This is a genomic window from Dokdonia sp. Asnod2-E02 (assembly GCF_045063915.1).
GTDB lineage: Bacteria > Bacteroidota > Bacteroidia > Flavobacteriales > Flavobacteriaceae > Dokdonia.
The window spans coordinates 66811-82087 of the sequence record NZ_JBEFNX010000005.1; the positions used below are offsets into that span (position 1 = coordinate 66811).

Below are 15277 nucleotides of genomic sequence, written 5' to 3' on the forward strand. Positions count from 1 at the left end.
ACGGTTTAATTCTCGCTTTCGCGAAACGTATACAGACAGCGCTTCAATATTTATAAATTATTTTATTTTAAAGATGAGGATTACCGTAATAGTAAGAAAAACCTTCTTCTTATATTTACAGGAGACTACCCAAAAGCATTTTAACTGAATGACAAAAAAAACATCCAAAGCCGATATTAACTTTGAACAAGAACTCTGGAAAGCCGCAAACGAACTACGTGGTGCAGTGGCAGAAAATCAATATAAAGATTACATCTTACCGCTTATTTTCTTAAAGCATATCTCAGAGCGCTATGAGATGCGACGAGATACTTTAAAGCAACTGTTTAAAGAGAAGAAATCTGAGTACTACACACTAGATACAGAAGAGCAGCATTACATTCTTGAAGATCCAGATGAGTACCTGTCTAAAAACGTGTACATCATCCCAGAGAAGGCAACTTTCCAGTTTTTACAAGACAATGCAGAGCAGGATAATATCAAGGTGCTGGTAGATGAAGCTTTTGATATACTTGATGAAACACTAGCGGCAAACCGGGCTGACCTGAAAGGAATACTGCCACGCATCTTTGTAAAAAGCCAACTCACAGCGAAGCAAGTTGCTGGCCTAATTAACTTATTATCAAACCCAAAACTCTCAGAAAAGGAAAATCCAGATAGTGATATTTTGGGGCGTGTGTATGAGTACTACATAGGCAAGTTTGCGATAGCCGAAGGTTCTGGTGCCGGGCAGTTCTTTACACCGGGAAGTATTGTGCGCTTATTAGTAGAAATGATAGAGCCGTATGAAGGTAAAATCTTTGATGCTGCTTGTGGCTCTGGTGGTATGTTTGTGCAGTCATTAAAGTTTTTGCAAGCTCACGGTGGTGATAAAAAGAATATCTCTATTTACGGGCAAGAGCGCTATGACGGCACCTTGCGACTTTGTAAAATGAACCTTGCTTTACGAGATCTTTCTTTTGATGTGCGACTAGGTGACTCCTTATTACAAGATAAATTTCCAGACCTGAAAGCCGACTTTATTATTGTAAATCCTCCTTTTAATGTGAGCCAGTGGCACCCTGAGGATTTACCAGAAAACGACCCAAGACTTTTTGGACCAAAAGAAGAGTTTGCAACCGATGGTAATGCAAATTATATGTGGATGCAAACCTTCTGGAATCACCTGAGTGATACGGGAACGGCATCTGTAGTAATGGCAAACGGTGCGATGACTTCTAATAATAAAGGAGAAAAAAACGTACGCCAGCATATGGTAGATCACAATATGGTAGACTGTATTGTACGTCTTCCAGACAAGCTCTTTCTTACTACTGGGATACCTGCTTGTATTTTTATACTGAGTAAAAATCGTGACGGTAAAGACGGCAAGCACCGTAACCGTGAGAACGAGATCCTTTTTATAGATACTAGTAAAATGGGAACGATGGAAAGCCGCAAACTACGTGTCTTTACAGATGAAGATATTGATAAGGTTACAGATACCTATCACAACTGGAGAAATGTGGGGAGTACGTATGAAAACACAGATGGCTTCGCATACAGCGCTACACTAGAGGAAGTACAAAAACAAGATTACAAACTTACTCCAGGGATTTATGTAGGAACAGAGGCTATAGAAGATGATGGAATCCCTTTTGAAGAGAAAATGGAAACCCTACAAGCACAATTGAAAAAACAGTTTGCAGAAGGAGATCGCTTGCAAGAAGAGATTTTGTTGAATTTTGAGAAGTTTTAGATGATTGACCAGAAATACACTCATATAAATACATATTTAGACGAGCCACCAAATCAGTTTGATATGGCTGTCGTTTCAATAGATGAATTTGGAAGTCCAGGTACATTAAACAGATATGTTTTATCAAGTCTTGACTATGATATCTCCGTACTCGATGGAATTAATTTAAATCAGGGATATTATTTGATAAGCGGAAATAGTGTGCCGGTATTGTTGGTAAGTACGATTGGAAAAGAATTTACAGGAATTCTACTTAAAAGAAATCTTACTAATGCATTAACGAGAATTTATAAAGATTTTAAAGGAAAAAATGTTTGGATCCCTTTAATGGGAACAGGTGCCGGTGGTCTTGAATTCGTTGATAGCTATGATACTACGGTGGGAGTTCTCAAAAATTTTCCTAAAATCAACTTTACAATTTCTATTCCCGATGACAAGAAAGGTAGAGAGTTCATAAAATTATTTGGTCAATTGGGACACGACTATAAATATTCGTCTAAAAGTTCATTTCTTGACGAAGATAGAAAACAACTAAGCCTAGCAAATGAATTTGAAATACCAGAATTGAAAAATATCTTTTTTGGACAGAAAATAGGCAATGAATTAAGAGACTATGATATTTTTATTTTGCCAAAAAGTACTTTGGGGGGAATAGGCAGAAATGGAATTGCGCATTCTGTTTTGAAAATCTTAGGATTTGATTCTTTGAGTTTTACATTCAATGAAAAACCAATTTATCCTAAGGGTTTTAAATGGTTCTTCAGAGAATTAGGAAATAAGCTTGTTTACATTGGGTTTGTTTTTACTCGTGATGAAAATAAAAATCAAATAGATTTTATTGATAATCTAAAACGGGCAATAAATAATCTCAAACAGTTCGAAGATTTTAAGGAATTGAAAGAGAAAAATCTTAAAGTTTTTATACCATTATTAGGAGCTGGTCAAGCTGGAATGAATCCATTGCTAAGTTTACGCAATGTCATTGAAGGAATTCAAATTTTACGTGGAATTCTTCCTCATCATAAAGTGAGAATCAATCTGCCGCTATCTTCATCTGAAAAGGATTTAAATGATTATGTGCATCAAATAGCAGTAGCCTTGTCTAGACCGCCAGCCCCGCCATTAGATTTATATATAAAGAGTGAAGAGGAAAAAACTGAAGTCGAGTTAAGGCAAAATACCAAAGATAAAATCCCTTTTCATTTAGACCAAGTTGTTAATGAAGACAAATTAGGTAGAGAACCAGTCGCAAGAGAATTCGTACGACTTATAAAAAAGGACATCTTTACCGAACAATTAAACCATTCTTTTATGGTTCATTTACAGGGCAAATGGGGGGCAGGAAAATCATCTTTTTTAAATTTCATTAAGAAGAATTTAAATTCCGATGGCGATAATTGGATAATTGTAGATTATAATGCTTGGCAAAATCAACATATCAAGCCACCTTGGTGGTCATTAATAGACCAGGTTTATTTAAAGAGTAAAGAACAATTATATTTAATTGGAATAAGAGCTAGTTTGCACTTATGGCGTAAAGAGGTGTTTAGAAGGATATGGCGCTATAGTCGTTGGTACAGTGTATTTCCTTTAATAATTTTTATTATTGGTGTGTTATCGATAATATATTTTGGAGATAAGATACTTGATGTTCTTAGTCTTACATCAGATGCTAATAGTAATGGTAAAAGTTTCATTTCAAATTTTGGAGATTTTCTTAAAGTAGTAGTAACATTGATTTCTATTGGTGGTGCTTTATTTGCATTAGCAAAGTTTGTAACCGTTCCACTTTTTATCAATTCTTCCAATGAAGCGAAATCATTTGTATTACGTGCTTCGGATCCTATGAACAAAATCAAAGATCATTTTAATAAGTTGGTGGATGATATTAACTCAAAAAATAAAAACAGACAACTCGCTATTTTTATTGATGACATAGATCGATGTGATAAGGAATTTATAGTTCAATTATTAGAAGGTGTACAAACATTGTTTAAGGATAAGCGGGTATTATATATTATTGCGGGTGATAAGAATTGGATATCCACAAGTTACGGGAATATTTATCAAGATTTCTCCAATGAAGAGGTCTCAAAAAAACAACTAGGAGAATTCTTTATTGAAAAGGTTTTTCAATTATCCTTTCGTCTACCAAACATTTCCGAAGAATCAAAAAAGAGATATTGGGATCATATACTTGGAATGAAATCTAAGGCTGTCGATAATAAAAATGTCTCAGTAAGTGAACTTACCGATTCTAAGAAAGATGAATTAAAATTAATTTTGAAGCAATCAAAGTCGGAACTAACTGATCCAGATTTTGTTCAAAAATTGCAGACAGATTTCAATTTTTCAGGCGATACAGCATCCAATGTCGTTATAGAAGAAAAAAATAAAAATACCGAAGAATTAAAACATCTACTCCAAGAATACCACGCTTATATTGATACAAATCCACGTTCTATAATTCGACTAGCTAATAATTATACAATGGCGAGGACTATATTGATGGCAGAGCGAGTAGTCTTTAGCGAGCATAAATTATTTAGATGGTTGATCATTGAAGATTTATGTCCTGAGGTAAAGAGAATTCTTCTGAATACGGAATCAACTGCAAAATTTGAAGAACTTATTAAGGACGGCAAAGATATTTCAAAGCGAGATAATTGTCTGAAACTTCTTAGAGGAGATGAAGAATATATGGAAAATGCCATTACAATAGAGGATATCAAAACTATAAAAGGATTTTAATGCCCCAAAACTGGAAAACATATAAACTAGGAGATTTATCCAAGAAAATTTATTCAGGAGGTACACCTTCAACAAAGCGAAGTGATTATTATGGCGGAAATATTCCTTGGTTAAATACAAAGGAAGTTAATTTTGGAATTATAAATGAAACAGCAAAGTATATTACAGAAAAGGGGCTGACTAATTCTTCTGCAAAATGGGTTCCAAAAAATTCTGTCATAATTGCTATGTATGGAAATACAGCAGGAAAATCAGCTGTAACCAATATACCTTTGACCACTAATCAGGCTTGTTGTAATTTGATAATTGATCCTGACGTTGCTGATTTTAGATACGTTTATTATCAAGTATTTAACGATTATCTTATAATAAAAGATCTTGCAAACGGTGGTGCTCAACAGAATTTAAATGCTGGAACAATAAAGAATTTAGAACTCCAACTCCCACCCCTCCCAGAACAAACCGCCATTGCCTCCATACTCTCCACTATAGATGCCAAAATAGAAAACAACCTCGCCATTAATAAAACCCTAGAAGAAATGGCAATGGCACTCTATAAAGAGTGGTTTGTAGATTTTGGTCCTTTTCAAGAGGGGAGGTTTGTAGAAAGCGAACTCGGGATGATCCCTGAGGGATGGGTGGTGAAAAGTGTTTACTCAACTGCAAAATTTATAAATGGAGCATCTTTTAAACCAAAAGATTTCACAGAAGACACTCAATTAGGTTTACCTGTTATTAAAATTGTTGAAATAAAACAAGGAGTCACTAGTCAGACAAAGTATTCAAATAAAAAATTGGACGAAAAGTACATTATAAACAATAATGATATATTATTTCCTTGGTCTGGAAATCCACATACTTCACTAGGTATTCATTTATGGGATAAAGGTGAGGCATTACTCAATCAACATATTTTTGTAGTTAGAGTAAGCAATTCAGACAGTAAATGTTATGTGTTCAATATGCTCAAAAACTTACTTCCAACATTTATAAATCTAGCAACTCATAAACAAACTACTGGTTTAGGACACGTGACTGTTTCTAATCTGAAAGAATTGAAAATACCAGTTCCAAATAAAGAGGCTATAAATGATTATGAAAAATTAGCAAAACCGATACTGGATATGATCTATAGTAATCAAATGAAAAACCAAACCCTCACCAACCTTCGAGACACTTTGCTGCCAAAACTCATAAGCGGAGAAGTTCGCCTTAACGAGTTTGCAAATACGTAGGGAGTATGTGGGTGAATACCGTTTTCGCGAAAGCGGAAGTGATAAGTAAATCAAATTAAGAGGTCGTGGAGAGATTCCCGCCTTTAAAGGAATGACAATATAACAGCAATGAAAGAAGCACACATAGAGCAAGCTTGTATAGACTGGCTAGGAGATCTGGGGTACACACACCTGCTAGGCACCTCGTTGCCGCAAAATAATGTGAGTGTGGTGCTCAAGGAGGAGCTGGCGGCATTTATTGCAAGACAGTATGCACACCTACCTAAAGAAATACAAGAACTTGCCGTTGCTACTTTTACGCATAACACAGGGGCAGATCTAGACCACCGCAACCGTGATTTTCATCTCAAGATGACAAAAGGGGTGGAGATTCCCTATGAAGATGCAAGCGGTAGTGAGAAAGCCGTTCACCTCTATCCCATAGATTTTGAGCATCCTGAGAATAATACTTTCTGGGCGGTAAACCAGTTTAGCATTACCGGTAAAAATAAACGTCGTCCAGACATCATCATCTATGTAAACGGCTTGCCACTAGTAGTTTTTGAGTTAAAAAATTGGTATGACGAGACTACAAATATTAAGGAAGCCCATAACCAGATAGGGCATTACATAAAAGATATCCCACAGTTATTTGAGTACAATGCCCTCACGGTGATAAGTGATGGTAATGAGGCGCAACACGGGATGTATGGGAGTGGGATAGAGTGGTTTGCTGCCTGGAAGAGTATAGACGGCACAAAAACCTTTAATGACGAGGATTTCCAGATGCACACCTTGCTCTTTGGGCTATTTACAAAAGAGCGACTGCTGCACTACATCAAGAATTTTATCTTTCACGAAGACCATAATGGCAGCTTGATTAAAAAAGGGGCAAAGTACCATCAGTATTTTGGCGTGACCTATGCCGTGGCTGCTGCTCAAAAGGCGGTACGTCCTGCAGGCGATGGCCGCATAGGCGTGGTCTGGCACACACAGGGATCTGGCAAGAGTATCTTTATGGCGATCTACACGGGCATCTTGCGTAGCCACCCACAGTTTAAAAATCCTACCATAGTCGTGCAGGTAGACCGTAGCGATCTGGACTACCAGCTCTATGAAAACTTTGTCGCTGCAAAGGACCTCGTGGGCGATGTGCAACACGCAGACACTACAGATGACCTACGTAAGTTACTAAGCGCAGGTGCTGGTGGTGTGATTTTTACCACCATAGAGAAGTTCCGTTTAAAACAAGGTACAGATGAGGAGCTAGGAGAAACAGAACATCCTGTTTTAAGCTTACGCGAAAATGTGATTGTGATGGCAGATGAGGCGCACCGTACACAATACGGGCTGCTAGATGGCTTTGCCAGTAACCTGCGAAAAGCATTGCCAAAAGCATCGTTTATAGGTTTTACCGGAACTCCAGTAGATAGTAAGGATGCAGATACGCAAGAAGTTTTTGGCGATACGATCCATATTTACGATATCAAACAAGCCGTGGCAGATAAGGCTACGGTAAATATCTTTTATGAACCAAGACTAGCCAAACTTCACTTGTGGAATGACAAGCTAGATGATGAGGTAGATGCCATTACAGAAGCCACCGAAGATAGCGGAAATTTAAAATGGGCAGCCATAGAAGACGCCGCAGGAAGTAAAGATCGCGTGGGCAAAGTATCTACAGATATTCTCAACCACTTTATAAACCGCACCGCTACCTTAGAAGGGAAAGCGATGATCGTCTGTATGAGTAGGCGCAACTGTGTAAAAATGTATGAAGCGATTACTGCGCTAGAAGATTGCCCAGAAGTAGCCGTAGTAATGACAGGAAACATAAGCAAAGACCCACAATCGTGGAATCCCCACTTTAGAACCAAAGAAAGCACAGAAGCCTTAAAAAAACGCTTTAAAAATCCTGAAGATCCGCTCAAGATTGTCATCGTGCGGGATATGTGGCTCACAGGTTTTGACGCTCCTTGCGTACATACGATGTATGTAGATAAGATAATGCGTGGTCATAACTTGATGCAAGCTATCACGAGAACAAATCGTGTTTTTAAAGACAAGAAAAACGGCGTCATTGTAGATTATATAGGCATAGGTGACAATCTTAAAATCGCCACTACAAAGTACACTGGCGAGGGCGGCAAAGGAAAGCCTACCATAGATATGGAACAGGCGCTAGAGCTGTTTTTTGATCAGCTAGAAAGTTGTCTGAGCTTCTTACCAGAAACGGCAGACTATCAACACTGGAAAGCATTGCGAGATGCAGATAAAGTATTGCTAGTAAAAGCAGGACTTAATCACATCATAAAAGACGATGAAGCGTCAATGAGCTTTATGAAGGCCGAAAAGACGATGTCTGGATTACTGTCTATTGTAAAAAGTCAGCCAGCGATTCAACACAGCGCGATCGATGTACTTTATGTACAACACGTGAGTAAGGCAGTGCGTAATGCCAAAAGTGTAAAAAGCACTAGAAGCGAGCAGAAGGAAAAGATCAAAGAGCTCATAAGCCAGAGTATAGACAGCGAAGAGATAGTAGATGTATTTGCAATGGCAGGCATTGAGCGAGCAGATATCTCCATACTAGACGATACTTTCTTGCTTGGCGCGAAAAAGGAAAAAGACGGTCACGCCCTAAAAATTGAGCTAATAAAAAACATACTCAAAGACGAAATAAAACTCAGGCTCCATAAAAATATCAAGAAATACACAAGCCTAAAAGAAGAGCTAGAAAAAGTAATAGACCGTTATCACAATAACGCCCTAGACAGCTACGCTACCATCGCAGAATTAGTAGAGCGCGCAAAAGACCTACAAAAAGAAGACAGCCGCATCTCAGAACTAGGACTAAGCGAGGAAGAACTCGCCTTTTATGACATACTAGCAGCAAAAAAGGAGATCATCAAAGAAGAAGGCCCCATTCAAGACATCGTGCACGCGGTGGTAAAAGCTGTAAAGAAAAACCTACAACTCGACTGGACCAAGAAAGAGAACGCAAAAGCAAGCATACGCCTAGCCGTAAAAAAGGAATTAAGAGGAAAGATTAGTATCACTAAGCTCAATGAAATCTTACAAGATATTATGGAGCAAGCAGAAGGACAGTTTGGGGAGTGGAGTGCTTAGGATAGAATATTGCGTTTAATATAAAGTTAGGAAGACAGTATATGAATCTAATATTAGGTAATTACTATGATGATATTAAGTGTGAAAGTTTTTTAGATAAGGAGACTGGACGTATTAGGGTACGTCCACTTTCTGGCCAAGGTTTACCACAAAATATAATGATAGAATGCAGTAGTAAAGAGCGAAAGTTGCATCCACTAGGAACGAGGTTTATGACAGTAAATGTAAAGGTTTGTAAAAAGCCAACAGGTAGGATATATCTATTTGCAAAGGATAGGATGATTTATAAAATAGAATAAACTCTTGTAACTGACATTTTATAAAACTTAGAGAGAAGTAAGAAAATCTATATTTAAATACCAACAAGAAAATGCATTTTCATCAAAAAATACACGACTACCTCCTAAATTATAGAACAAATTTTGATAGTAGTTTTAATTTTATTGTACGCCAGCGTGCAAGCACAAAGGATAAGAATTATCTAGGAGGAAAATTTGCACAAGGCCTAGTATTTCAGGGAACTAATGATTATTGTTTTGTTGGATTAGTTGACAAGAGTGGAGGTGCAAATGCAACAAAAAGCGTAGGCTTAGTCTTTAAGCCAATTCAAGATGGCTTTACAGTCAATCTTGATATCGTTTTCCCTGGAGAGACAGATCAATGGTTAGTGGATTTTTATAAAAGCCTAGCCAGCAAATTTGATGATATACGTTGGGACCCAAAAGGGACTAGAGCGTATAAAATAATTGGTGATTTTCAAGAAGGACAGCCCCAACTAATTTATGATTGGTTAAAACAAAATTATCCCATTATTAAGCAAGTTGCTATTGATTCAGAAATACCTGACCTAATCATAAGTGATCAAAAATTTCAAGAGTTACAGGAGAACTCACAGAGAAAATTGAAAGAGGCTAGGAAATCTGTAGAAAACAAAATCACCACATCAGAAAAAAAATATTGGTTATTATCTCCTGGTAGAAATGCTATAATGTGGGATAAATTTTATGAGGAGGGCTATATGGCTCTAGGGTGGGATGAATTAGGAGATTTAACTCAATATTCAAATAAGGATAGTATACGAGATGCACTTCGAGAATATTATGGTGGAGAAGGAAATAAGATGAATGACGTTACTGCAAATTGGGAGTTTGCAAACGATATGAGTCTCGGTGACGTGGTTATTATCAAAAAGGGAAAAAGTACTTTATTGGGCTATGGTATTATAACCTCGGAATATTATCACGAGAGTAATTATAAATACCACAATCGGAGAAAAGTAAATTGGGTAAAAAAAGGAATCTGGAATATAGACCATAGTATGGTTTTAAAAACCTTAACTGATGTTTCTTCCTATAAATCAAAGGTCGAAAATTATGAATATTATTACGAGTGGCTTATGTCTAAAATGGATAGTGTTAAAGAAAAATTTCTTGATTGGTTTTATAGCCGCCCAGAATTAAAATATAAGGATATATCTAGTGAAAGGATATCTCAAGATTTGGAGGACAGTAACACTTATTTTGACATCGATATTTTTAACGTAGATCAGAATAATTATCTTGAGGTAATTGAGATTTTGAATGAAGTGAGTACAAATAAGGACGGACTATTTTATAAATTTAGTAAAGACACAGGTACACATAGACCTAGAGCATTACTTGGTAAAGAGAATTATCAAAAATTCTTGTTAGAATATTTTAAGGAAAATAAAAATTCTTATGAAATGGAGTATGAAGATCAAAACAATTCGTTGTCCTTAAATAAAATATTATATGGTCCTCCGGGGACAGGCAAAACGTATACATTACAGAATGAGTATTTTAATAGGTATACAATTAAGGAGTCCAGCTTGACAAGTGATCAGTTTCTTGAAAAGGAATTTAGTGATTTGAGTTGGTTTCAAGTAATTACTTTGATTGTTTTGGATCTTGGAAAGACCGAAGTAACACAAATCTTAAATCACGAGTTCTTTGCTAGAAAAGCGAAAACAAGTTTATCAAATAATTTGAGACAAACTGCTTGGGGGAATCTCCAGGCTCATACCATTGAAGATTGTGAAAATGTAAACCATTCCAGAAGAGTTGCGCCTTTAATCTTCTACAAAGATGAAAATGGTCGCTGGTCTATTGTGGAAAAGGAACTGAATGATCAATTTCCAGAGGCAAGAGATATGATGCACAAGTATCAAGCATTCAAACCTATGCCGGACAAACAAATTAGAAACTACGAGTTTGTAACCTTCCATCAATCTTTCAGTTATGAAGATTTTGTAGAAGGTATAAAACCTGTAATGGAAGATGGTGAAAGAGACTTAGGATATGAAATACAAGATGGTGTTTTTAAGAAACTTTGCCAGCGCGCAAAAGTTGATCCAGAAAATAACTACGCAATCTTTATAGATGAAATTAATCGCGGTAATGTTTCTGCTATTTTTGGGGAGCTCATCACCCTTATAGAAAAAGACAAACGGGCAGGAGGTATAAATGAATTAGAGGTGCAGTTACCATACTCTAAGGATAAGTTTTCGGTTCCTGCTAACTTACATATCTACGGTACAATGAACACCGCAGACCGATCTGTGGAAGCACTAGATACTGCATTGCGAAGACGTTTTACTTTTAAAGAATTAATGCCTAACCCAAGTTTACTTTCGGACATACAATTTGATGGTTTTACTCTCGAAGAAGTGCTTAAGACAATCAATGAGCGTATAGAAGTTTTAGTAGATAGGGATCATACCATAGGTCATTCTTATTTCCTTTCTATTGATTCTGGTGATACAGAGGCATTATTTACGGTTTTTCAGAATAAAATCATTCCATTATTACAAGAGTACTTTTATCACGATTATGAAAAGATGGCATTAATTCTCGGGGCTGGATTCATTGAGCAGAAGAAAAATAATGAAGTAAAATTTGCTTCTTTTGGCAATTTAGATATACCACCTATCGATACTCAGCTTGTATTAAAAGATACTATTGGTAATATAGAAGAAGCCGTTTTGATATTGCTAAATAAAAGCAGAAATTAATTTTTGAGAACTACTAAACGCATCCAAGTTTTTGAGCACCGCACACTTTATTATGGAAGTGAATATGATGGTATCTTATTTCAAAAGAAACATTTTGATTCGCTAGCAAAGCTTAATAGCTTACACGATAATAAATATTTTACGCTCGTACATAAAGGGGTTAAGTTTAGTCAATATGTAGGAGTTGTGCGTGTAGATGATCTTAATATAGAGATTTTACCAAAAGTGGATGCTAGTCATAATAGCGAAAAGGCAGTATGGCAAGGAGTGCTTATAGAAATGCTTAAGCAAACTAAAAAATTGAAAGTTCAAAAAGTTGGACAAGCTCAGGTTAATAAGCAGAGCATTCACTTACTTGATATATACTTCGATTGGTTCTTAAGAGAGGTGCAAGATTTATGTAGAAAAGGACTAATAAAAACCTATTATAAAGAATCCAAAAACGTTAGGGCTTTAAAAGGAAAGCTTGAGTTTGCACAGCATCTAAGTCAAAACTTAATTCACAAAGAACGATTTTACACTTCCCATCAAGTTTATAATCAAGATCATACACTTCATCAGATAATTAATCAAGCATTATCAATTATAGAGTTAGTTTCAAAAGGAACATATCTATATTCTAGGTGTAAAGAGGTTCAGTTAAACTTTCCAGAAGTAACTGCGATAATTTGTAACGAAGCTACATTCTCAAAATTAGCATTCAATCGTAAAAACAAGCCATATAAGACTGCTATTGAAATTGCTCGATTAATTATTTTAAACTTTGCACCTAACGTATCTGGAGGGTCGGAGAATATGCTTGCACTACTATTTGATATGAACTCCCTATGGGAAGAATATGTTTTAATTAAATTAAAAGAAGCAACACGAGATTTAGATATTGAGGTTTTTGGTCAGAACAGTAAGAGATTTTGGAATGGTATAACCATAAGGCCAGATATCGTTGTGAAAAATGGTAACAACTCATCGATCATTGATACAAAGTGGAAAAACAATAAGGATAATAAACCCAGTACAAATGATCTAAGGCAGATGTATGTGTACAATGAGTATTGGCAAGGAAGAAATGCGTTGTTATTATATCCTGGAGTACATAGTGATGCCTTAATCACTTCACAGTTTAATGAACCAGCGGCACATAGCTGTGGCCTTGCTAATATCAATGTTTTCAATACCGACGACAAATTAGATCAAGAAATAGGTAAGAGAATATTACTCATATTAGAAAAAAACAACCTTATAGAAAGGTAGATTAGTTTTACAACCCAAACCACCAATCTTGATATACCTGTGTACTATCTTGTACAGGTATTATCTCACCTATGCGTGGGGTGATGATGGTGAGGTCTTTTGTTGCGGCGTCTTTTTGTATTCGTAGTACGGGATCTGTCCAAGGGTGGAAGGCAAGTTTAAAGCCTGCCTAGTGTATAGGCAGGCATCAGTCTTTTGGTTTGTACATCTACACCTGCCTGTGCGGTTTCTTCTGGCGTCATATTACACTTCATAAGTGCGAGGTCAAAAGGATATAGGTGTCGCCTGTTTTTTTAATCGTAAGGGTTCTTTTTACACCCAACCATCTTGTTAACAAGACGGTGATGCGGTTGAGCGGAAATTACGCTTTCGCGAAAGCGTAAAACTACTACATATGAGAGGTAAATACTATCACCTTGCTGTACCCAAAAGTAGCGCATTACTTATTTTGTGCCGTAAAGCTAGCCGTGGTATTTATATATAAAATCACTCCTTGTGCACCAGCACTAATCTGGTGTTGTGAGACACCCGTAGCGCCAAAATAGCTCCCAAGCATCGTAGTTACCGGAGTAGTTGCTGTTGCTGCCTTATAGCTTGCATCACCACTCACAATGACTGCCTTAAAATCTCCCTCACCTGTGGTGATGTTTCCCGTAAAGCCAGGCGCGAGGCGTAGGTAAAAACCTTTGTGCTTTTTATTAGTTTGTGATTGCCATAGTACTGCCAGTGACGCGCCCTCTAGAGTGCCTGTTTTGTTAAGCCAGTTTATGTCTTTGCCATCTAGCCATACTACGTTTGTATCGTGCACATTAATAGGGCGCTCTGTGGTTTCAAAAGCCTTCTCAACAGGTTTTACTACGTAAGGCCCGTTATCTATCTCTACAAAAGCCATATTAGTCGCTGAGCGTGCCGCTGTGATGTGCGTCTCCCCAGAAGGTTGCGTCCAGAAAGAGCCATCTGGCATCCAGAGTTCGCGGGCATCTTTATCTGCATTGTGAATCTCCCCATCTAGTACAATTGCTCTATAGGTCGCATCGTGTATGTGTGGTGGTGAGGCAAACCCTTCTTTAAATTTTACCAGCATACCAGAAGGACCTTCTTTAGTACGATCTCCCCATAAGTTGGTAGCGCGCGGTCCATTCTCACCACGTGCTGGGTTAAGTGCTCCCCAGGTAACATCTGTAGCGAGCATAAGCTCATAGGTAGCCTCGTTATAGGAGATGGCTTCTGTAGATGGTGTATCTTTTGTTTCTTGTTGTGACGTTTGCTCTGCGCAGCTTGCCGTAAGTATAACAAGTGCTGCTGTGGCGATGAGATGTTTCATAGGTATCGCTTTTTGTGGTTTATGAGATGTTTTTTAAAATCTGTTGTGTTGTGGTGATTAAGTGTGTGCGTTTTTCCTCACTGTAGGCATCTGTATGTGCCCTACCAAAGCTTCCTTTATCATTATCAAAATAATCACCGCTATGGCTCTCATAGTTAGGATTTGTAGCGAGGTCTTGTAAAATAGTTGCTCCTTTATCTGCTGGTGACCAGTGGTGACCGTAGGCTTCTTTTACCATATTGGTATTAAGCAAAGAACCTGGGTTTACAGGGATAACCGTAAGTGCTGGCTCTTGTATTGCTAGGTCAAAGCTCCACATTAATAAAGCAAGCTTACTCTGTGCGTAGGTCTCCTGCTGGCTCTCTTCTTTAGTACCTGCTAGCACGCTATCTATTACAGATGACTGTGCTGCAGAGCTCAGGTTTATAATGCGTGTGTGCTCGCCTTTTTTAAGAAGATCGAGTAGGGAAGTGGTGAGCAGGTAAGGCGCGATATAATTTACCGCCATACGCATATCAAGCCCATCTGCCGTAAACAGCTCGCGGCTTTTAAAAACCCCTGCGTTGTTTATGAGTATATCTAGTGTTGTGAGTTTTTCATTTACCTCACTAGCCATATCACGAACTGCTGCCATACTAGAAAAATCTGCTACAAAACCGTCTATGTGTTCATTGTTAGATTCGGCTTTTATGGTGGCGATGGTCTCTGCTACTTTTGTAGCATTACGACCGTGTATGTACAAGGTATGTCCCTGTTTTGCTAGCTGTATGGCGGCTAGTTTACCTATGCCGTCAGTACTTCCAGTAATTAATATGGTCTTGCTCATTCCTATATGTTTA

At 37.4% G+C, this 15277-nt stretch carries 8 protein-coding genes; 6 read left to right on the forward strand and 2 right to left on the reverse strand.

Translation table 11 applies throughout. The features are described 5' to 3' along the window. Positions 1-148: 148 nt before the first annotated feature. The 6 genes from ACJJVM_RS00325 (at position 149) to ACJJVM_RS00350 (ending at position 13114) form a co-directional block, all read left to right on the forward strand. Entirely contained in the window at positions 149-1738 is a 1590-nt protein-coding gene (locus ACJJVM_RS00325; protein WP_405210387.1) for an N-6 DNA methylase, read from the forward strand. Then, entirely contained in the window at positions 1739-4489 is a 2751-nt protein-coding gene (locus ACJJVM_RS00330) for a P-loop NTPase fold protein (protein ID WP_405210388.1), read from the forward strand. Beyond that, a complete protein-coding gene (locus ACJJVM_RS00335; protein ID WP_405210389.1) occupies positions 4489-5724 on the forward strand; it encodes a restriction endonuclease subunit S in 1236 nt (411 codons plus the stop codon). Before ACJJVM_RS00330 ends, ACJJVM_RS00335 begins: the two co-directional genes overlap by 1 nt. A gap of 108 nt (positions 5725-5832) precedes the next feature. Next, on the forward strand, positions 5833-8832 hold the full coding sequence (locus ACJJVM_RS00340; RefSeq protein ID WP_405210390.1) for a type I restriction endonuclease subunit R: 3000 nt from the start codon (positions 5833-5835) through the stop codon (positions 8830-8832). A 370-nt stretch (positions 8833-9202) separates the two neighbouring features. After that, entirely contained in the window at positions 9203-11863 is a 2661-nt protein-coding gene (locus tag ACJJVM_RS00345) for an AAA family ATPase (protein ID WP_405210391.1), read from the forward strand. Positions 11864-11866: 3 nt separating this feature from the next. Next, positions 11867-13114 (forward strand): McrC family protein, encoded by a 1248-nt coding sequence (locus ACJJVM_RS00350; protein ID WP_405210392.1) that lies wholly within the window; start codon positions 11867-11869, stop codon positions 13112-13114. 439 nt (positions 13115-13553) lie between these two features. Here the strand turns inward: ACJJVM_RS00350 and ACJJVM_RS00355 are convergent, their stop codons facing one another. Beyond that, positions 13554-14438, reverse strand: a complete 885-nt coding sequence (locus ACJJVM_RS00355; RefSeq protein WP_405210393.1) for a DUF4437 domain-containing protein — start codon at positions 14436-14438, stop codon at positions 13554-13556. 19 nt (positions 14439-14457) lie between these two features. Beyond that, on the reverse strand, positions 14458-15264 hold the full coding sequence (locus ACJJVM_RS00360) for an SDR family NAD(P)-dependent oxidoreductase (protein WP_405210394.1): 807 nt from the start codon (positions 15262-15264) through the stop codon (positions 14458-14460). Positions 15265-15277: the final 13 nt, after the last annotated feature.